Here is a 19,805-nt window from a genome sequence, read left to right as displayed (position 1 = left end):
ACACAACCTAGCATGCAGGATTCCGTTCCCATTTCCAGCTGGTCAGACACATTGCCTCAGACGGTGAGCCACCTGCGCAACTCCGGCTCTCGCTCACCGCTCATCTCAACCTGAATGCCATCCATCACCACCTCGCCTCTGTCCATGACATAGAAGCGGTCCGCCAGCTCGCGGGCGAAGTCGAAGAACTGCTCCACCAGCAGGATGGCCATGCCCGCTTCATCCCGGAGGTAGCGGATGGCACGGCCGATGTCCTTGATGATGGAGGGCTGGATGCCTTCGGTCGGCTCGTCCAGAACCAGAAGTTTCGGCCGCATCACCATCGCCCGGCCGATGGCAAGCTGCTGCTGCTGCCCGCCCGACAGATCGCCACCGCGGCGCGCCATCATCTCTTTCAGGACGGGGAACAGGGCGAAGACGTCATCCGGTATGGTCTTGCGGCCGCGGGGCAGGGCTGCAAAGCCGGTCTCAAGATTTTCGCGCACCGTGAGCAACGGGAAGATCTCGCGACCCTGCGGCACATAGGCGATGCCGCGCTGGGCGCGCTCCACCGGGGAGAGACGGGCGATCTCCGCCCCCTGCCAGCGGATCGCGCCGGCGGTGATGCCGTGCCGCCCGACGATGGCCCGCAGCAGAGAGCTCTTGCCGACGCCGTTCCGCCCCAGCACCGTCGTCACCTCTCCTTCGCGCGCGGAGACGGTGACCGATTTCAACGCCTGCGCGGCGCCGTAGGACAGGTTGATATGGTCGACTTCCAGCATCTCAGCGTCCCAGATAGACTTCTATGACTTCGGGCATGGCGCTCACCGTCTCCAGGTTGCCCTCCGCCAGAACGCTGCCCTGATGGAGAACCGTCACCTTGCAGTCGAGCGCGCGGACGAAATCCATGTCATGCTCGACCACGATCACCGCGCGCTCCCCGGCGATGGCGCGCAGCAGTTCCGCAGTCCGCATCGTCTCGGCATCGGTCATGCCGGCGGCGGGTTCATCCACCAGCAGAAGCTGCGGATCCTGGGCAAGCAGCATGCCGATCTCCAGCCATTGCTTCTGCCCGTGCGACAGATCGGCGGCTGGGCGGTGGCGCGCATCGCCAAGGCGCACGATCTCCAGCAGCTCCGCCACCCGCCGGGTTTCGGCGGCGGTGGTCTTGTGGAACAGGCTGGCGAACACACCTCGGTCCCCCTTGATCGAGAGGCGGAGATTGTCCTCAACCGTATGGCTCTCGAACACCGTGGGCTTCTGGAACTTCCGTCCGATACCCAGTTGCGCGCAGTCGGCCTCGTCCAGTTTCGTGAGGTCGAGCTGCTGCTCCCAGAGCACCTTGCCGTCATCGGGGCGGGTCTTTCCGGTGATGATGTCCATCATCGTGGTCTTGCCCGCCCCGTTCGGGCCGATCACCGCCCGCAATTCTCCCTTGTCCACCACGAGCGAGAGGTTGTTGATCGCCTTGAAGCCATCGAAGGCCTTGGTGACGCCGTCCAGTTGGAGTTGCTGCACCGTGGCGCTGCCGGGGATGGTCGCGTGCGCGGTCATGCCTCTACCTCCACGGGGTCGCTGGATCGCTGGCGACGGAAGCGTTTCCCGGTGCCTTCGATGGCGCCCAGCACGCCGTTCGGCAGGCCGATGGTCACGAGGATGAACATCGCGCCAAGGAAGAAGAGCCACGCATCGGGGAACCAGCTCGTCAGCAGCGTCTGCGCGAGCGAGACGATGATTGCGCCGAGCGCCGCACCGACAAGCGTGCCCCGCCCGCCCAGCGCCACCCAGATCACGATCAGGATGGAGTTTGCGGCGGAGAATTCAGACGGGTTGATGATGCCGACCTGCGGGGTGTAGAGCGCGCCCGCCACCCCGGCCATCATCGCCGAGACGACGAAGATGAAGAGCTTGTAGTGCTCTACCCGGTAGCCGATGAACCGCGTCCTGCTTTCCGCATCCCGCACGCAGACCAGCACCTGCCCCAGACGTGACTGGGTGATCCAGCGTCCCAGCAACAGCCCGCCGGCCAGCGCCAGGCCCGAGATTACCATGAGCGCCGCCCGCGTGCTGTCAGCCTGAATCGAGAAGCCGAGGATGTCCTTGAAGTCTGTCAGCCCGTTGTTGCCGCCAAAGCCCATCTCGTTGCGGAAGAAGGCCAGCATCAGCGCATAGGTCATCGCCTGCGTGATGATCGACAGATAGACCCCGGTCACCCGGCTGCGGAAGGCGAACCAGCCGAAGACGAAGGCAAGCAATCCCGGCACGAAGAGCACCATCAGCAGGGCGAAGGGGAAGTGGTTGAAGCCTTGCCAGTACCACGGCAGTTCCTGCCAGTTCAGGAACACCATGAAATCGGGCAGGTTCGGGTTTGCATAGACGCCGCGATCCCCGATCTGGCGCATCAGGTACATGCCCATCGCATAGCCGCCGAGCGCGAAGAACGCCCCATGCCCGAGCGACAGGATCCCGCAGTAGCCCCAGACCAGATCCAGCGCCACGGCCAGCAGCGCGTAACAGAAGTATTTCCCGATCAGCGCGACGATGTAGGAGGGGATGGGCCGTTGCTCCATCATCAGGTTGCCAACCGGCACCGCGACAATGACGATAAACAGAACGATGAGCGCGATGACGAGTCGGCGGTTGAAGAAGGTTTCCTGCATCCTCTCAGCCCTCCACAAACCGGCCCTTGACGGCGAACAGGCCGCGCGGACGCTTTTGGATGAACAGGATGATGAAGACGAGGATCAGGATCTTCGCCAGCACCGCCCCTGCAAAGGGTTCCAGGAACTTGTTGATGATGCCGAGCGAGAAGGCAGCCGCGAAGGTGCCCCAGATGTTGCCGGCACCGCCAAAGACGACGACCATGAAGCTGTCCACGATATACCCCTGTCCGAGATTGGGGCTGACATTGTCGATCTGTGACAGGGCGACGCCCGCCAGCCCGGCGATGCCCGCGCCAAGCCCGAAGGTCAGCGCGTCCACCCGCCCGGTCCGGATGCCCATGTTCGCCGCCATCGGACGGTTCTGCGTAACGGCGCGCATCTGGAGGCCGATGGCCGTGCGCTTGAGCACCACCAGCAGGGTCGCAAAGACCACGAGCGCAAAGACGATGATCCAGAGCCGGTTCCATGTGATGGTCATCTGGCCGATCTGGAATGCGCCCGACATCCAGGAGGGATTGCCCACTTCACGGTTGTTCGGGCCGAAGAATGACCGCACCGCCTGCTGCAGGATGAGGCTGACACCCCATGTCGCGAGCAGAGTCTCCAGCGGGCGGCCGTAGAGGTGCCGCACGATGCCGCGCTCGATCAGCACGCCGACCCCTCCCGCCACGGCAAAGGCCAGCGGCAGGGCGATGAGCAGCGACCAGTCGAACAGCCAGGGTGCGTTCTGGCGGATCGCCTCCTGCACCACGAAGGTCGTGTAAGCGCCGAGCATCACGAGCTCTCCATGCGCCATGTTGATGACGCCCATCACGCCAAAGGTGATGGCGAGCCCGACCGCCGCCAGCAGCAGCACGGAGCCGAGAGACAGGCCGAACCACACGTTCTGCGCGGTGTTCCAGAAGGCGCGCGATCTTTCGATCTCGGTGATCGCGTTTCCGGCGGCGGCGGCGATGGCAGGTTCCGGCGAGGCGAGCAGCGGGGTCAGCAGCGAAAGGGCGGACTGGTCGCGGAGATCGCCGATGAGGGCCACGGCCTTTTCCTTCTCGACCACCGGCCGGTCGGAGGCCAGTACCGCCGCTGCATGGGCGAGGGCGAGCCGCGCACCGACCGCCGCGTTGGTCTCCGCCGCCATCGCGGCATCGAGCGCGGAAAGCTGCTCGGGGTCCGGCGCGCGAAATGCGGCTTCCGCAGCGGAAAGGCGTTTGGCCGGGTCGGGATCGCGCAGGGTCAGCACACCGAGCGCTGCGCGGATGTCACGCCGCAGGGAGTTGTTGACCTTCACCTTTTCCGCGGTGCGGCCGGGGTCGGGAATTGCCTCTCCCGTCAGCGCGACGCGGGCCTCCCGGCCCTTCACGATCACCACGGTCCCGTCGGATTTCAGAGCGGCGAGATCGCCTTCCACCAAGGCATTCAGAACATCGACGACGCGCGGATCGCCGGTTGCGGCCAGAGCGCTCACCACGCGTGCGCGATCATTGAAACTGCCGGCAGGCAACTGGGTCACCAGCTCATCCACGCTTTGCGCAGCGGCCATTCCAGCGAGAGTGATGCCGAGGGCGGCAAGAAGAAGACGGAAGAAGGTCATGCACCTGTCCCGGAAATACATGCGGCGCGCGGAAAGGCGCGCGCCGCGACAAGCGGATCAGTTGGCGCCACCGCAGGTCTTGGTTTCGGTGTTGAAGTTCCCGCAGTTCAGCGGTGCCCGCCACACCGAGATCAGCGGCTTCGATTCCGGCAGGAAATCGGACCATTCGTCGCCGAGAACCAGCCCGGGGGTTTCCCAGACCACGTCGAACTGGCCGTCCGCCTGAATCTCGCCGACCAGCACTGGTTTGGTGACGTGGTGATTTTCGCCCATGGAGGCGATGCCGCCCGTCAGGTTCGGTACTGCGACGCCGACGATGTTCTCGATGATCGCGTCCGGATCTGTGGTGCCAGAGGCCTCGACCGCCTTCACCCACATGTTGAAGCCGATGTAATGGGCCTCCATCGGGTCGTTGGTGACGCGTTTTTCGTCCTTGATGAACTTGTGCCAGCCTTCGATGAAGGCCGCGTTCTCAGGTGTGTCCACCGACATGAAGTAGTTCCAGGCTGCGAGGTGGCCGACCAGCGGCGCGGTGTCGAGCCCGGCGAGCTCTTCCTCACCGACAGAGAAGGCCACCACGGGGATGTCTTCGGCCTTGATGCCCTGGTTGCCGAGCTCCTTGTAGAAGGGCACGTTCGCATCGCCGTTGATGGTCGAGACGACGGCCGTCTTCTTGCCGGCTGAGCCGAACTTCTTGATGTCGGAGACGATGGTCTGCCAGTCGGAATGGCCGAAGGGCGTGTAGTTGATCATGATGTCTTCGGCGGCGACGCCCTTGTCCTTGAGATATTGCTCAAGGATCTTGTTGGTCGTGCGCGGATAGACGTAGTCGGTCCCCGCCAGAACCCAGCGCTCGACGCCCTCGTTCTCGGCCAGATAGTCGACCGCGGGGATCGCCTGCTGGTTCGGTGCCGCGCCGGTGTAGAACACGTTGCGCTGGCTTTCCTCGCCTTCATACTGGACCGGGTAGAAGAGCAGGCCGTTCAGCTCCTCGAACACCGGCAGCACGGATTTGCGGCAGACGGAGGTCCAGCAGCCGAACACGGCGGCGACCTTGTCCGTCTCCAGCAGCTGCCGCGCCTTCTCCGCAGCGAGCGGCCAGTTGGAGGCGATGTCCACGACGACCGGCTCCAGCTTCTTGCCGAGCAGGCCACCCTTCTCGTTCTGCTCCTCGATCAGCATGAGCATGACGTCTTTCAGCGTCGTCTCCGAGATCGCCATCGTGCCGGAAAGCGAATGCAGGATGCCGACCTTGATCGTGTCTTCCTGGGCGCGAACAGGCGCACCAAAGACGGCGGCCAGCGCTGCTGCCGCCAGAAGGGATTGTCCCAATTTCATTCTGTTCAATACTCCCGGTCGATGGCGGCAGTCCGCACGACGCGCCGCACGCGACCGCCGTTCGTCTCCCCCCGTTGTTGTTGTCCCGCGGTCCGCCGCAATGGCGCGGCGTTATCCCGGTCCCGCATTCCGGCGGGATGACGGAGCCTTGCCACGCCGCTGCCAGCCGGCAAAGGATTCTGGAAGAGCCGCCAACCGCCCCACCTGAGATGCACATTTTGTGGGCGCTTCTGAAGCGGAGAAGCTTATAATATGTGCGTGAAGCAATTTTCTTCGACAAAGCGTCGCCTTCACGCAAGACTCTCCTGCCGGTTTTCACGCGGGATCACGGCAGATCAAAAAACATGCATGGGGCAGGTTGACGCAGGACGGTGTTTTGCTACGTGTTTGCGCAGCGCCGGAGGGGAAGCTCCCGGTGCGGAAACCGGTACCGGGCCCCTCTGGCGAGAGTTCATCGGCGCTCTCGCGATGTCGGTGCCGCTGTGGAAACAGCCGGCGGAACTATGAACACATGAACAACGCGACCAACGGTCGTGCAGCGGCGGGCCGGGCCTGCGCTTGCGCGTTTGGCCACGGGGAGCTGCGCGGATGAGCGACGCGAGCCACAAGAACACGCTCTCCTATTTCAAATGGGCTTTCATCGTCACGGCACTCGGTCTCGGGCTGGGCGCGTGGCTGGGCTGGCAGACAACCGGGACGACGCAGGGGATGCTGTCGGTCTTCTTCATCTGCTGTGTGCTGGCGGTGCTGGAGATCTCGCTCTCCTTCGACAATGCCATCGTGAACGCGAACAAGCTGAAGGACATGACCCCGGAGTGGCAGCACCGCTTCCTGACCTGGGGTATCCTGATCGCCGTCTTCGGGATGCGGATCGTGTTCCCGCTGCTGATCGTCGTCATCGCGGCCAAGGTCGGCCCCTGGCAGGCGCTCGTCATGGCGGCGAGCCAGCCCGAGGAATACTCCCGCATCATGCATGATGCGCATCTTCCCATCGCGGCCTTCGGCGGCACCTTCCTGATGATGGTCGGCCTGACCTTCTTCTTCAACCACGAGAAGGACGTGCACTGGGTCAGGTGGGTTGAGGAAAAGGCCGCGCGCTATTCCTCCGTCAAGGGGATCGAGATCGCGGTCGTTCTCATCATCATGCTGGCCTTCTCCCGCATCATCCAGTCCGATCCGGACCTTGGCCCGGTCGCGGCGAACACCTTCTTTCACGCGGCGGTCTGGGGTCTTCTGACCTTCCTGCTCGTGGAGGTGGTCGGTGGTGTGCTGGACAAGCGCGAGGAGACGATGTCGGCCGCCGCCAAGGGCGGGCTGGGCGCCTTCATCTATCTTGAGGTGCTGGACGCCAGCTTCTCCTTCGACGGGGTGATCGGAGCGTTCGCGCTCACCAACAACCTGTTCGTCATTGCCATCGGTCTGGGCATCGGGGCGATGTATGTCCGCTCCATGACCATCATGCTGGTGGAGAAGGGCACGCTCGCCCATTTCCGCTACCTGGAGCACGGGGCGTTCTACGCGATCCTGATCCTGTCGGTCATCATGTATGTGCAGTCGCTCGTGCATATCCCGGAGGTCATCACCGGGCTTGGGGGCGCGGCGTTGATCGGGATCTCGCTGTGGTCCTCGATCATGTACAACCGGCGTCATCCGGAGCATTCGGATGCTTCGCCCTCCGGCCCGCAGGGCGACCGGCTGTAACAGTGAAAAGGGCGGCCATCACGGCCGCCCTTGATCGTTAGTCCCGGTTGAAGACGCGCACCGGATGCAGCTCACCGCTCCGGTAGGTGCCGACGGCGACCGCCTGCCCCTCGAAGGAGGCCCATGCCTCCTCCCCATATTCCACATCGGAAGTGGGAAGGACGATGCCAGGGTTGCCGTTGCGCAGTCTGGCGGCACCCTCCGGCGTCGCCCGCAGTTCCGGCAGATCCTCCAACCCCTCCTCCAGCGGCTGGACGAGGGCGTCCAGCTCCGGTTTCCGGGCCAGCTCCTCGATCCGGTCCATGGTGACGCCCTTCTCGGCCTCGAACGGCCCGGACCAGACGCGGCGCAGCCATTCGACATGGCCGTAGCAGCCCAGAGCCTGCCCGAGATCACGTGCGATCGACCGGACATAGCCGCCCTTGCCGCAGACCATCTCCAGTTCCACGTGATCCGCATCGGGCCGCAGAACGATCTCAAGGCTCTCGACCCAGAGCGGGCGGGCGGCGAGCTCCATCTCCTCGCCCTCGCGCGCCAGCGCATAGGCGCGCTCGCCGTCCACCTTCACAGCGGAAAACTGCGGCGGCACCTGCATGATCTCTCCCCTGAAGGCCGGGAGCGCGGCGGCGATATCGGCATCCGTCGGGCGATTGGCGGAAGTGGCTATGACCTCTCCCTCCGCGTCGTCTGTGTTCGTCGCGGCACCGAGGCGGATGGAGAAGCGGTAGCATTTCAGCGCGTCCGTGACATAGGGCACGGTCTTGGTCGCCTCTCCCAAGGCGATGGCGAGAACCCCTGTCGCTGCCGGGTCGAGCGTTCCCGCATGGCCTGCCTTCTTTGCGTCAAGCGCCCAGCGGACCTTGTTGACTACCGCGGTGGAGGTGATGCCCGCAGGCTTGTCCACCACGAGCCAACCCGAAATGTTGCGTCCCTTGCGCCGTGCCAAGCTCCGCTCCTTCCCTGTTTCCGAAAGCGGGCTTGCTAGCGCCCGCGGACCGGGTCGTCAATCGTCGGCGTTCTCCGCCGTGACCAGCCCGAGGATCGGGCCCATCGGAAAGCCGAAGTCGTTGCGCCGGAGCGCGGGGGCATAGAGCCGGGAGATCTTGCCGTCGAGGTAAAGGGCGTTCGGTGTCTTCAATCCGTCTAGGAACAGCCGGCCGAACTCATAGAAGGTCACGGGTCGATCGGAGATCGCGAATACCGCAGTCCCATCCTGGCGGACACCGACACCGTTGCGGATGAAGCGGGAGTCGCTGTCGGGCAGGAAACGGGGATGCAGCTTGCCGTCGATCACGAGCATGGGCCCGGACTGGGTGGCAAAGCTGCAGGGCAGGGGATGGCGGGCAAAGGCCCGGCTCTCGACAACGGCGAAGCCGCTCTCGCCGATGCAGAAGAGGCCATTCGGCAGCATGCCGAAATTGCCCGTGCTCGCGCCTGTGACGAGGGGAGTGTGCTCGACGCCTTCCGTCACAAGCAGCCCGACAGGCGCACGGTCGGCGTGATACATGCCGCCGTTCATGGCAAAGCCGAGACGCCGCCCCTCCATCCGCAGGTCATTGTCGATCCGCCGGAAAGAGCCATAGAGGCTGCCGGAGGCATCACTGTGCCACACGCGAAGGTCGGCGCCCTTTGGCACGGTGCACAGCACGTAATCCTCGCCCTCGAACGTCATCCGCTCGCAGGGCGCCGCTGCTGCGGGAGCAGCAACGGGGATGAGGCTCATCAGGGCGGCGAGGAAGAGCAGGACAGGCGCGAAGGGCCCCTCAATCCTGCCGGTCATCGTCCCTGTCGTCTTCCTCATCACTCTCCAGATCGCGGCGCACGTCATCGCGGGCGAAAAGGCGACGGGTCTCGTCCATCCGGTCGAAGGTCTCGTCCAGCGTGAACCGCAGCTCCGGCGCGAATTTCAGCGACAGGCCGGAAGCGACCAAGCGGCGAAGCTCATGCCGGTTGCGGCGGAGGGCGGCCAGAGCCTCCTCCTGTCCTGCACCGCCGAGCGGCATGACATAGGCCGTCGCGACATGCAGATCGGGGGAGGTGCTGACCTCCGCCACGGTGATCGACATGCGGGACAGGTCCGGATCATGGATGTCGCCGCGCGCCAGCACCTCCGACAAGGTGCGGCGGATCAGCTCGCCGACACGGAGCTGGCGTTGCGAGGGGCCGGAGCCCCTGTGTGAATCCCGAGGTGTGCGCTTCTGTGCCATGATCCTCCATCTAGGTCATGCGAGGGCCGCCCGCAATGCGCCGGTTTGCCAAGACTGCGCCTGCCGGTTAGGGAGAGGCAAACGGAGGGCGTGATGACGGAACTCGAAGCAGGCGAAACCCGGCCCGGCGTGGTCGTCACGGGGGTATCCGGGCGGATGGGGCGGACGCTCGCGGCCCTGGTGCTCGACAGCCCGGACATGCGGCTGGTGGGCGGCCTGGAACGGCCCGGTGGTGCGGCGGTGGGTGAGGATATCGGCCGTCTGCTGGGCCGCGATCCGGTGGGCGTGATCGTCGAGGACGACCCCTTGCCCGCATTCGCGCGAGCGCAGGCGGTGATCGACTTCACCTCTCCGGCCGCGACCGTGGAATTCGCCGCGCTGGCCGCGCAGGCGCGTGCCGTCCATGTCATCGGGACCACCGGTCTGGAAGCCGGCGATCTGGCCCGGATTGCCGCCGCCGCGCGCCATGCGACGATCATTCGCGCAGGTAACATGAGCCTCGGCGTGAACCTGCTGCTCGGCCTGACCCGCAAGGTGGCGCAGGCACTGGGGCCGGAATTCGATATCGAGATCGTGGAGATGCATCACCGCCACAAGGTGGACGCACCCTCCGGCACCGCGCTGATGCTGGGAGAGGCCGCGGCGGAGGGGCGTGGCGTGGCGCTCGCCGATGTCTCTGACCGGGGGCGCGACGGAATCACCGGGGCTCGGGAGCCGGGCCATATCGGGTTTTCCGCTGTTCGGGGCGGAGATGTCGTGGGCGAGCATGACGTGATCTTCGCCGGTCCGGGAGAGCGCGTGATCCTCCGGCATGTCGCCACGGACCGCGCGATCTTTGCGCGGGGCGCGCTGCACGCCGCGCTCTGGGGGCAGGGGAAGGCGCCCGGAGAATACACGATGGCGGATGTGCTCGGGCTCTAGCGCTTCAGCAGCTCCTCTACCCAGGAGGGCACGATCTCGGTGGCAAGGCCTTGCCGCGTCTCATCGAAATCCGAATGGGTGGCGGAAGCTTCCAGGTTGAGTTCGATCGTATATGCGCCTGCGCGGGCCGCATCCTGCACAAAGGCCGCCGCCGGATAGACATTGCCGGAGGTGCCGATGGCGACAAAGATCTCCGCCTTCCGGAGGGCGTTCCAGATCTCCTCCATGTGATAGGGATATTCTCCGAACCACACGATATCCGGGCGTCCGGCCGGCGCGCCACAGGCCGGGCAGACCTCCTCTACCGCCATGATCGCAGGTGCTGCCCAACGATGGGCACAGGCCGCGCAGAGCGCTCCTTCCAGCGATCCGTGCATATGAAGCACATTCCGCGATCCTGCCCGTTCGTGCAGGTCGTCGACGTTCTGCGTGACGATCATCACCTCACCCGGCAGCATCGCCTCCAGCCGCGCGAGCGCCGCATGGGCGAGGTTGGGCACAGCCGCGCGCGAGGTGCGGCGGCGGGCGTTATAGAAGGTCTGCACAAGATGCGGGTTGCGGGTGAAGGCTTCGGGCGTCGCCACATCCTCGATGCGATGATCTTCCCAAAGACCATCCGAATCGCGAAAGGTTCTGAGCCCGCTTTCGGCGGAGATCCCCGCCCCCGTCAGGATGACGATACGCATGTCTATGCTCCTGTCGCGCATACTTTTAAATATTTCCCGGAAACCGACTGTATTTCACTTTATGGTTAACAAGGACGTGGTAGTCTCGCTGCACGGTCATCGTACTTTGCATTATCGGAGTTTTATAAAATGACCCGCGTTTCCATTCTTGCGACTACCGCCACTCTCGTTCTGCTTTCTCCCCTTGCTGTCAACGCTGCCGTTATCCGCGTGACAGAAGATAACTTTACCGCCGCAGCAGGAAAGCTCACCTTTTCCGAATTCGCCTACGGCACAGAAAATCCCGTTTACACTCCCGCCGACTATGGCGGGGGTACGGATTCTCCCACGGTCTATACCGGTGGATACTTCGTTGGCCAGTCGATCAGCGCCGACCCCTTCACCGACTGCCCCGGCGCTTCCCCTACCGGCTGCATTGTCGGTTCGCCCACAGGGCCGCTGACGCTCGACGACACCGCGCCGCCCGCGTTCATAACGACGGACGGCGCCTTTCCTACCTCTCCCACCCTGAGCGGCACCCCCCGCTTCAATGGGCCGGTCGCTCTTCTGTTCAGTGAAGATCAGACCGGAGTGGGCTTCGAAGCGGGTTACTTCGATGCCGTGGGCAGCACCGGCATCACCGCTTTCGCGCGCGACGGCTCCATCCTTGGAACCGTCGTGAACACCGTGACCGGTATCGAGTTCCTTGGTCTCGTCACAGACGACCTGAAACCGGCGATCGCCGGGGTGTTCCTCGATCTCGTGGGGTATGAACCCGCGGGCTATAACATCGACAACGTGCGCTTCGGTGTGGGTGACGAAATCATCCCGCCGATCTCCACAGTGCCGCTTCCCGCAGCGCTGCCCCTGTCGCTCGCAGGGCTTGGGGCGATCGCTCTCCTCCGGCGCCGCAAGAACGCCTGAGTATCGTATAAACTGTGGCAAGGGCGTCCTCCGGGACGCCCTTTTCGCTTTTGGTGGCTTGTGCGGTGGCAGGGCGCGTGCTGCAGTATGACGATACAACCGGAGGGCGTTCATGCCGGTCAAACGCATCCTTTTCGTCTGTCATGGCAACCTCTGCCGCTCCCCCATGGCCGAGGGGGTCTTTCGCAGGATGGCTGCAGAAGCAGGGCTTGCTGTCTTGGCGGAGAGTGCGGGCACCGGCGTCTGGACCGGGGGCGCGCCGCCAGATCTGCGGGCCTTCGAAGCGACGGAGGCGCGCGGCTACAGTCTTGAAGGCATCCGGTCCCGGCGGCTTGCCGCGGCAGATTTCTCCACCTTCGATCATGTGATCGCAATGGACAGGGCTAATCTCGCTGTCGTTCGGCGTCTGGCCCCCGCCGGGTCATCGGCGGAGACGGGCCTGCTGCTCCGACATGCCGGGCGATGGCTTCGCGTGCAGATCCCCGACCCTTACACCGATGGCCGCTTCGATCACGCGCTCGATCTCATCGAACGCGGGTGCAGGGGTCTCGTCGCATCGCTTCAGCGGAAGACGGCGGCTCAGCGGGAGCAGTATGTCTCAGCGGCGGTGCCGAAGCTGCGGTAGCGTGTCCAGAACTCGTTGTCGGACGTCTTCTTCGACACGCGGACTTCCTGCGCTTCGTTCGGATCCTTGAAGAACCGCGCGGCGCGGCGTTGGTCGGAGCCGGAGAGGGTCATGTCGGCAACCTGCTGGATGCAATTGCACATGGCTCCCGCCCGTGCGCCCCTGTCTGAGCCAAGGCAGGCGTTTTCTATCGCTCCGCGCGCCTCTGCTCCGGTTGCGATGGCAAGACCGGAGACGGCCATGCCGATGGCCAGAATCACGTATTTCATGCTGCTGTCCTCGTTCGCCCTGGGGTGGCGTTGTCTCGCCCCCCGATTTGTTGATCCGATGACGCTAGCACGGCAGAACCCTTTTCGCTACCTTTCCGCCATAGGCGATATGCAGTGGATCCAGCGTCGCTTCGCTACAAGATCGGTCCCTTGGGGCGGCTTCCGCCCGCGCGAATCAGACGCCCGCTTGACCGCCTGCCGAAACCCGCTCATATGGCGCCATGACCGAGCTTTCGCTGATCCGCAACTTCTCCATCGTGGCCCATATCGACCACGGCAAATCCACTCTCGCCGACCGGCTGATCCAGCTGACCGGGACGGTGGCCGAACGCGATATGAAGGCGCAGCTTCTCGACTCGATGGATATCGAGCGGGAGCGGGGGATCACCATCAAGGCGAACACCGTGCGGATCGACTATCCGGCGAAGGACGGCAAGACCTACGTCCTGAACCTGATCGACACGCCCGGCCACGTCGACTTCGCCTATGAAGTCTCGCGCTCCATGCGCGCGGTGGAGGGCTCGCTCCTCGTCGTGGATGCGACGCAGGGGGTGGAGGCGCAGACGCTCGCCAACGTCTACCAGGCCATAGACGCGGGGCATGAGATCGTGCCCGTGCTGAACAAGATCGACCTGCCGGCCTCCGACCCGGAGCGTGTGAAGGAACAGATCGAGGATGTGATCGGCATCGACGCCTCCGACGCCGTGCCGATCTCCGCCAAGACCGGTCTCGGCATTCCGGAAGTGCTGGAGGCTATCGTTCACCGTCTGCCCGCACCAAAGGGCGACCGTGATGCGCCGCTGAAGGCGATGCTGGTCGATTCATGGTACGATCCCTACCTCGGCGTTGTCGTCATGATCCGCGTCATGGATGGCGTGATCCGCAAGGGTGATCGCATCAAGATGATGCAGACCGGCGCGCTGTACGGGGTGGACAAGCTCGCCGTGCTGAAGCCGCAGATGGTGGACATCGCGGAACTCGGCCCGGGTGAGATCGGCGTTCTCACCGCCTCCATCAAGCAGGTGCGCGACACCCGCGTCGGCGACACGATCACGCATGAGCGCAAGGGCACCGACACACCGCTTCCGGGCTTCAAGCCGGCGCAACCGGTGGTGTTCTGCGGCCTGTTCCCGGTGGACAGCTCCGAGTTCGAGGCTTTGCGCGACGCGATCGAGAAACTGGCGTTGAACGACGCTTCCTTCAGCTATGAGATGGAGACCTCCGCCGCGCTCGGCTTCGGGTTCCGCTGTGGCTTCCTCGGGTTGCTGCATCTTGAGGTGATCCGCGACCGGCTGGAACGGGAGTACGACATCGACCTGATCACCACCGCGCCCTCGGTGGTCTATCACGTCTATATGCGAGACGGCTCCATGATGGAGCTGCACAACCCGGCCGACATGCCCGATCTCACCCATGTCGATCATATTGAGGAGCCGCGGATCAAGGCGACGATCCTCGTGCCCGACGAGTATCTGGGCGACGTGCTGAAGCTCTGTCAGGATCGGCGGGGCGAGCAGCTCGACCTCTCCTATGCGGGGAGCCGGGCGATGGTGGTCTATGACCTGCCGCTGAACGAAGTGGTGTTCGACTTCTATGACCGGCTGAAATCTGTGACTAAGGGCTATGCTTCTTTCGATTACCAGATGGCGGGTTATCGTGAGGATTACCTCGTCAAGATGCAGGTGCTGGTGAACGATGAGCCGGTGGATGCGCTCTCCATCATGGTGCACCGCGACCGTGCGGAAGCGCGGGGCAGGGCGATGGTGGAGAAGCTGAAGGAGCTGATCCCCCGTCACATGTTCAAGATCCCGATTCAGGCGGCCATCGGCGGGCGCGTCATCGCGCGGGAAACCATCTCCGCCATGCGCAAGGATGTGACCGCCAAATGCTATGGCGGGGACGTGACGCGGAAGAAGAAACTGCTGGAGAAGCAGAAGGCCGGTAAGAAGAAGATGCGGCAGTTCGGCAAGGTCGAGATCCCGCAGCAGGCCTTCATCAATGCGCTGAAGATGGACAACTGACCGCGCGCTCTGCGCCCGGTCACGCCCGTAGCTTCAGGATCATATCGCAACGGTCAAGTCCCTCGCCGAAGCCATCGGGCGTGATGGCTTCGGCGGTGAAGCCGAACCGCTCGTAGAACGCGCGGGTGTGCTGGCTCGTGGCGAGAGCAATCTCTGTAATGTCCGGCAGGCGCCGCGCGATCGCGAGTCGCGCCTCGGTGAGCGTCCGACCCAGTCCCTGGCCGTGAGCGGTGCGATCGACCATGCCCCAGGAGAGAACAGCCCGGTGCGCTTCAACGGTGACGCCACCGCAGGCCATGACCCGCCCATTGGACATGAGCACCAGATAGGTCGCGGCATCCATGGTCCGCAGCTGAGTTTCGAACGCCTCCCGCTCCGCTGGCGCAAAGAAGCGGGGCACATTGCTATCGAATATCGCAAGGCAGGCAGGCATGTCCTCTGACAGCCAGCTACGGATGGCAATATCGTCCGGCTCAACTGTCATCGGTCTTTGCCAATTAAAAGGGCTGCCCGGCGGCAGCCCTTTCTCAGTTCGTCATACGGCTCACATCTGTGCCTGGGTCTTCCGCGCTTCCCCGGTGAGGGCGGCGCCGCCGGACTGGATGTCACGTCCAGCACCTGCCATGGTGTTGCACGCGGCAAGGCCGAGAATTGCCAGCAGCGGCAGAAGGCGAAGCGAGCTTTTCATGTCGAATACTCCTTTGGAATGCTGCCGTCTAACATTCGGGAAAGGGCATGAGTTCCCGCTCAAGAAAGAAATTTCTCGGCAGCCGCCTCAAACTCGCGTGGACGTTCCGCGTGGAGCCAATGGCCTGCACCGGCGATCTCCTCGAACACCGCGTTCGGGAACAGTTCCTGAATGCGCGCGTGCATCTCCGGGCGGACGTAGCGGGACTCGGCTCCGCTGAGAAACAGGGCAGGGCCGTCGAACCGGCCGGAGACTTCCGGGAAGCCCACGGCATTCGACATACCGCGTTCAAGCTCGTCCAGATTGAGTTTCCAGCGGGGGCCACCCTCGGCGCGCAGGTCGAGCGACTGAAGCAGGAAAGCGCGTGTGGACGGATCTTCGACGCCAGCCGCCAGCCGCTTGTCCGCTTCACCGCGGGTCGTGAGGTCGGAGAGGTCGAGGCCCTTCATCGCGTCGATCAGCGGCTGCTGCGTGTGACGATAGGCCACTGGGGCGATGTCGGCGACGATGAGCCGGCGGATCAGCGCCGGCTGTTGAAGCGCAAGGATCATCGACGCCTTGCCGCCCATGGAATGCCCCAGCACATCGGCCCGGCCGCCATGCGCGCCGATCACCTCGGCGATATCTGCGGCCATCGAGGGATAGTCATGCGGCGTGGCCCAGGCGCTGTCGCCGTGGTTGCGCTGGTCGACCGCGATGACCTGACGCCCCGCCGACAGGCGCTTTGCGATGACATTCCAGTTCCGCGCCGAGCCGAAGAGGCCATGCACGATGACGAGCGGAGGGTTCTCGGCCGGTTCGCCGGTGATGATCGTGTTCAGCATATCCGCGTCATATCGCCTGCCATGCGTTCCGCCAAGGGGTTGCTGCGAACGCAGGGCGCACTAGTTTCCTCACGGAAACGCGAGGTAGGTGATGCGCAGGACGGATGACCGGGCGGGCGATATTTCCACGCTGCTGTCGCGGCGCGCAGGGCTGCGCGGCCGGACTCTCGGCGACAAACTCTCGCATGCGCGCGGGGTGGTGCCGGGTTATGTGCGGAAAGAGGCCGGGCTGCTGGCAGAGGCGGAGCGCCTTCGCGGTCACCCGAAGCTTGCCGGACGCATCGCGGAGCGTGATCTCGACCACGCCTATCGCGTCTGCCGGGGCCATCTGGAGGGGCGGGACAGGCGGGGTCTCCGCCGGTCCCGGTTTCTCGACTGGCTGGCCGGGCTGGCCTTTCAGTTTCTGCTGCTCGCGCTGCTGATCGGCGCCGTGCTGGTCTGGCGCGGCTTCGTATAGGTCAGAGCGTCGGATAGAGCGGGAAACGTCCGCAGAGCGCGGCGACTTCCGCCTTCACCTTGGCCTCCACATCCGCGTTGCCCGCGTCGCCGTTCGCTGACAGCCCGTCAGTCACCTCGACGATCCAGCGCGCGATCTGGCGGAACTCCTCCTCGGCAAAGCCGCGCGTAGTGCCCGCGGGCGTGCCCAGACGCACGCCGGAGGTCACGAAGGGCTTCTCCGGGTCAAACGGCACGCCGTTCTTGTTGCAGGTGATGTGGGCGCGGCCAAGGGCTGCTTCCGCCGCCTTGCCGGTCACGGATTTCGGACGCAGGTCGGCCAGCATCAGGTGGTTGTCCGTGCCGCCGGAGACGATGTCGATCCCGCCCTTCTGAAGCTCGTCCGCCATGGCCTTCGCGTTCTTCACGATCTGCGCGGCGTAGGTCTTGAACTCGGGGCGCAGCGCTTCGCCGAGGGCCACCGCCTTCGCTGCGATCACATGCATGAGCGGGCCGCCCTGAAGTCCGGGGAAAACGGCCGAGTTGATCTTCTTCGCGATATCCTCGTCATTCGTGAGGATCATCCCGCCGCGCGGACCACGCAGGGATTTGTGGGTCGTGGTGGTCACGACATGCGCATGCGGCACGGGCGAGGGATGCTCGCCCCCGGCGACCAGCCCGGCGATATGGGCCATGTCGACCATCAGATAGGCGCCGACTTCATCCGCGATCTTGCGGAACTCGGCCCAGTCCCAGATGCGGGAATAGGCGGTGCCGCCCGCGACGATCAGCTTCGGCTTCGTCTCATGTGCAGAGGCGCGGATCGCCTCCATGTCCAGAAGCTGGTCCTGCTTGCGTACGCCGTAGGAGACGACGTTGAACCACTTGCCCGACATGTTGACCGGCGATCCATGAGTCAGGTGCCCGCCCGAGTTCAGGTCAAGGCCCATGAAGGTGTCGCCCGGCTGTAGCAGTGCGAGGAACACCGCCTGGTTCATCTGGCTGCCGGAGTTCGGCTGCACGTTGGCGAATTTCGCGCCGAACAGCTCCTTGGCCCGTTCGATGGCCAGCGTTTCCACGATGTCCACATACTGGCAGCCGCCGTAGTAGCGCTTGCCCGGATAGCCCTCGGCATATTTGTTGGTCAGCACCGAACCCTGCGCTTCGAGCACGGCGAGCGAGACGATGTTCTCGGAGGCGATCAGTTCGATCTCCTCCCGCTGCCGACCAAGCTCCTTGCCGATCGCGCCGAAGATCTCAGGATCGCGCGCTTCGAGTTGTTCGGTGAAGAAGCCGCTGTCGCGGATCGCTGCGGTCATGGGTGCCACTCCCTGCGGGTGCTGAAAGATGGGCGCTTTTAACGCAAGCCTCTGCGCGCCGAAAGCGGTAATGCGCCGCTTCTCCGCCCGAGCTGCTTGCCAATGGGTTGCGGGCAGGCGAAGACAGCGGGGCAGGGGGACAGAATGACGGACAAAAGGCGGATCGCCTTCCTCGCTTCGACTTCCGATCTCGCGCAGGATGCGCGGGCGCGGTTGATCGCGCGCTATGGAGATGCCCCGGTCGAGGCTGCTGATGTGATCGTGGCGCTCGGGGGAGACGGATTCATGCTCCAGACGCTGCACGGCACGCAGCATCTCTCCGTGCCGGTCTATGGCATGAATTGCGGCACCGTCGGTTTCCTGATGAACGAATTCGCGGAGATGGGGCTCACCCGCCGTCTCGCCGATGCGGAGGAGGAGGTCATAAATCCCCTCGCCATGACGGCGGAGGATGCCGCGGGCCGCATCCATGAGGCGCTGGCCATCAATGAGGTGTCGCTGCTCCGCGCCGGCCCGCAGGCGGCCAAGCTGCGAATCACGGTGGACGGCAAGGTGCGCATGGAGGAGCTGATCTGTGACGGCGCGCTTGTCGCGACGCCGGCGGGCTCCACCGCTTACAACTACTCCGCGCATGGGCCGATCCTGCCCATCGGCTCGGCCGTGCTGGCGCTGACGCCCATGGCGGCGTTCCGGCCGCGCCGCTGGCGGGGCGCCTTGCTGCCCCGTACCGCCACCGTCCGCTTCGATGTGCTGGAACCGCAGAAGCGCCCGGTCATGGCCGACAGCGACGGACGCTCGGTGCGCGATGTGCTCTGGGTTTCGGTCCGCTCCGACCCGGCCGTGCGACACCGCATCCTGTTCGATCCCGGCCACGGGCTGGAAGAGCGGCTTATCCGTGAACAATTTGTCTGAGGAACGACATGACCAAGCGCTTTGGAGAGCCCGTCGCCGACTGGACTGCCGCCCGGAAGCCGGAGGCGATGCCACTGGCTGGTCGATACGTACGGCTTGAGCGGCTGGACGAGGATGCCCATGCGGCCTCGCTCCACGCGGCGAACGGCGCTGATGACGCGATCTGGGATTACCTGCCCTATGGACCTTTTGCCACGGCGGAGGCGTATGGAAACTGGGTTCGCGATGTCTCGGGGCTGGAGGATCCATTCTTCTTCGCCATCCGCGACCTTGACCGGGAAAGCACTCCCGCCGGTGTGGCGAGCTTCCTGCGTATCACGCCGGATGTAGGCACCATCGAGATCGGGCACATCAACCTCTCCCCTGCGTTGCAGGGGCGGCGCGCGGCGACGGAGGCGCTGTCGCTGATGATCGGCTGGGCCTTCGATGCGGGCTACCGGCGGATGGAGTGGAAATGCGACAGCTTCAACCTGCCGTCCCGCCGGGCGGCGGCCCGGCTGGGTTTCAGCTATGAGGGGACGTTCCGCCAGGCGACCATCACCAAGGGCCGCAACCGCGATACGGCCTGGTTCGCCATCATCGACAAGGACTGGCCCGCTATCCGCGCGGCCCATGCCGCCTGGCTTGATCCCGGGAACTTCTCAGCGGACGGACGTCAGAAGACACGGCTTTCGGACCTGACCGCGCCCATGCTCGTCGCCCGTGACCCCGGGGCCGCGGGCTGAA

The 19,805-nt window shown here is 64.5% G+C and carries 22 protein-coding genes; 8 read left to right on the top strand and 14 right to left on the bottom strand.

What is annotated here, in order from left to right:
* Positions 1-56: 56 nt before the first annotated feature.
* Genes urtE through urtA form a run of 5 tightly spaced genes read right to left on the bottom strand, consistent with a single transcriptional unit; the run spans position 57 to position 5,568 of the window.
* Complete coding sequence (gene urtE / locus CN97_RS02960; protein WP_035706679.1) at positions 57-761, bottom strand: urea ABC transporter ATP-binding subunit UrtE; 705 nt, start codon at positions 759-761, stop codon at positions 57-59.
* A gap of 1 nt (position 762) precedes the next feature.
* Positions 763-1,533: an urea ABC transporter ATP-binding protein UrtD gene (urtD, locus tag CN97_RS02955; protein WP_035706678.1), complete on the bottom strand. Its 771-nt coding sequence runs from the start codon at positions 1,531-1,533 to the stop codon at positions 763-765.
* A complete protein-coding gene (urtC, locus tag CN97_RS02950; RefSeq protein WP_035706676.1) occupies positions 1,530-2,639 on the bottom strand; it encodes an urea ABC transporter permease subunit UrtC in 1,110 nt (369 codons plus the stop codon). Before urtC ends, urtD begins: the two co-directional genes overlap by 4 nt.
* Positions 2,640-2,643: 4 nt before the next feature.
* Complete coding sequence (gene urtB, locus CN97_RS02945; RefSeq protein WP_035706672.1) at positions 2,644-4,230, bottom strand: urea ABC transporter permease subunit UrtB; 1,587 nt, start codon at positions 4,228-4,230, stop codon at positions 2,644-2,646.
* 57 nt (positions 4,231-4,287) lie between these two features.
* Positions 4,288-5,568, bottom strand: coding sequence for an urea ABC transporter substrate-binding protein (gene urtA, locus CN97_RS02940; protein WP_035706669.1), 1,281 nt, complete (start codon positions 5,566-5,568; stop codon positions 4,288-4,290).
* A 588-nt stretch (positions 5,569-6,156) separates the two neighbouring features.
* Between urtA and CN97_RS02935 the strand changes: the two genes are divergently transcribed.
* Complete coding sequence (locus CN97_RS02935; RefSeq protein WP_035706666.1) at positions 6,157-7,269, top strand: DUF475 domain-containing protein; 1,113 nt, start codon at positions 6,157-6,159, stop codon at positions 7,267-7,269.
* A 37-nt stretch (positions 7,270-7,306) separates the two neighbouring features.
* Here CN97_RS02935 and truB read toward each other — a convergent pair whose 3' ends face one another.
* The 3 genes from truB to rbfA are packed head-to-tail and all read right to left on the bottom strand — an operon-like array spanning position 7,307 to position 9,476.
* Complete coding sequence (gene truB, locus CN97_RS02930; RefSeq protein WP_035706664.1) at positions 7,307-8,215, bottom strand: tRNA pseudouridine(55) synthase TruB; 909 nt, start codon at positions 8,213-8,215, stop codon at positions 7,307-7,309.
* Between the two features lie 57 nt (positions 8,216-8,272).
* Positions 8,273-9,049 (bottom strand): phosphodiester glycosidase family protein, encoded by a 777-nt coding sequence (locus CN97_RS02925; RefSeq protein WP_407059727.1) that lies wholly within the window; start codon positions 9,047-9,049, stop codon positions 8,273-8,275.
* On the bottom strand, positions 9,033-9,476 hold the full coding sequence (gene rbfA, locus CN97_RS02920; protein ID WP_035706662.1) for a 30S ribosome-binding factor RbfA: 444 nt from the start codon (positions 9,474-9,476) through the stop codon (positions 9,033-9,035). The genes CN97_RS02925 and rbfA overlap by 17 nt, the downstream gene beginning before the upstream one ends.
* A gap of 93 nt (positions 9,477-9,569) precedes the next feature.
* On the opposite strand from rbfA, the gene dapB reads away from it, so the two are divergent.
* Positions 9,570-10,397, top strand: coding sequence for a 4-hydroxy-tetrahydrodipicolinate reductase (dapB, locus tag CN97_RS02915; RefSeq protein ID WP_035706660.1), 828 nt, complete (start codon positions 9,570-9,572; stop codon positions 10,395-10,397).
* Here dapB and CN97_RS02910 read toward each other — a convergent pair.
* Positions 10,394-11,083, bottom strand: coding sequence for an NAD-dependent deacylase (locus CN97_RS02910; protein ID WP_035706659.1), 690 nt, complete (start codon positions 11,081-11,083; stop codon positions 10,394-10,396). The two genes, dapB and CN97_RS02910, sit on opposite strands and share 4 nt — an antisense overlap.
* Positions 11,084-11,212: 129 nt before the next feature.
* Between CN97_RS02910 and CN97_RS02905 the strand changes: the two genes are divergently transcribed.
* On the top strand, positions 11,213-11,986 hold the full coding sequence (locus CN97_RS02905) for a VPLPA-CTERM sorting domain-containing protein (protein WP_035706658.1): 774 nt from the start codon (positions 11,213-11,215) through the stop codon (positions 11,984-11,986).
* Positions 11,987-12,098: 112 nt separating this feature from the next.
* Positions 12,099-12,611, top strand: a complete 513-nt coding sequence (locus CN97_RS02900) for a low molecular weight protein-tyrosine-phosphatase (protein ID WP_051910914.1) — start codon at positions 12,099-12,101, stop codon at positions 12,609-12,611.
* Here CN97_RS02900 and CN97_RS02895 read toward each other — a convergent pair.
* Complete coding sequence (locus CN97_RS02895) at positions 12,566-12,880, bottom strand: hypothetical protein (RefSeq protein ID WP_035706657.1); 315 nt, start codon at positions 12,878-12,880, stop codon at positions 12,566-12,568. The two genes, CN97_RS02900 and CN97_RS02895, sit on opposite strands and share 46 nt — an antisense overlap.
* A 221-nt stretch (positions 12,881-13,101) precedes the next feature.
* On the opposite strand from CN97_RS02895, the gene lepA reads away from it, so the two are divergent.
* Positions 13,102-14,901, top strand: a complete 1,800-nt coding sequence (gene lepA / locus CN97_RS02890) for a translation elongation factor 4 (protein WP_035706654.1) — start codon at positions 13,102-13,104, stop codon at positions 14,899-14,901.
* 19 nt (positions 14,902-14,920) lie between these two features.
* Here the strand turns inward: lepA and CN97_RS02885 are convergent, their stop codons facing one another.
* From CN97_RS02885 to CN97_RS02880, 3 genes are read right to left on the bottom strand one after another with little or no spacing between them, the layout of a single operon-like run.
* Positions 14,921-15,385 (bottom strand): GNAT family N-acetyltransferase, encoded by a 465-nt coding sequence (locus CN97_RS02885; protein WP_035706652.1) that lies wholly within the window; start codon positions 15,383-15,385, stop codon positions 14,921-14,923.
* Positions 15,386-15,445: 60 nt separating this feature from the next.
* Positions 15,446-15,589, bottom strand: coding sequence for an entericidin A/B family lipoprotein (locus CN97_RS20100; RefSeq protein ID WP_084683951.1), 144 nt, complete (start codon positions 15,587-15,589; stop codon positions 15,446-15,448).
* Between the two features lie 59 nt (positions 15,590-15,648).
* The gene (locus CN97_RS02880; RefSeq protein ID WP_035706650.1) at positions 15,649-16,413 is read right to left on the bottom strand and encodes an alpha/beta fold hydrolase; all 765 of its coding nucleotides are present in this window, start codon (positions 16,411-16,413) and stop codon (positions 15,649-15,651) included.
* 91 nt (positions 16,414-16,504) lie between these two features.
* Here CN97_RS02880 and CN97_RS02875 point away from each other — a divergent pair, with 91 nt between their 5' ends.
* Positions 16,505-16,870: a hypothetical protein gene (locus tag CN97_RS02875; protein ID WP_035706647.1), complete on the top strand. Its 366-nt coding sequence runs from the start codon at positions 16,505-16,507 to the stop codon at positions 16,868-16,870.
* Position 16,871: 1 nt separating this feature from the next.
* Here the strand turns inward: CN97_RS02875 and glyA are convergent, their stop codons facing one another.
* Positions 16,872-18,167, bottom strand: coding sequence for a serine hydroxymethyltransferase (gene glyA / locus CN97_RS02870; protein ID WP_035706644.1), 1,296 nt, complete (start codon positions 18,165-18,167; stop codon positions 16,872-16,874).
* 144 nt (positions 18,168-18,311) lie between these two features.
* Here glyA and CN97_RS02865 point away from each other — a divergent pair, with 144 nt between their 5' ends.
* Entirely contained in the window at positions 18,312-19,079 is a 768-nt protein-coding gene (locus tag CN97_RS02865) for an NAD kinase (RefSeq protein ID WP_035706641.1), read from the top strand.
* 8 nt (positions 19,080-19,087) lie between these two features.
* Positions 19,088-19,804 carry a GNAT family N-acetyltransferase gene (locus tag CN97_RS02860; protein ID WP_035706639.1) on the top strand — a complete coding sequence of 239 codons (717 nt, stop codon included), beginning with the start codon at positions 19,088-19,090 and terminating at the stop codon, positions 19,802-19,804.
* Position 19,805: the final 1 nt, after the last annotated feature.

The sequence above is a fragment of the Haematobacter massiliensis genome, assembly GCF_000740795.1.
Classification (GTDB): Bacteria; Pseudomonadota; Alphaproteobacteria; order Rhodobacterales; family Rhodobacteraceae; genus Haematobacter; species Haematobacter massiliensis.
The sequence above is the reverse complement of the archived record's forward strand: the minus strand, read 5'-3'. Positions and strand labels throughout refer to the sequence as shown.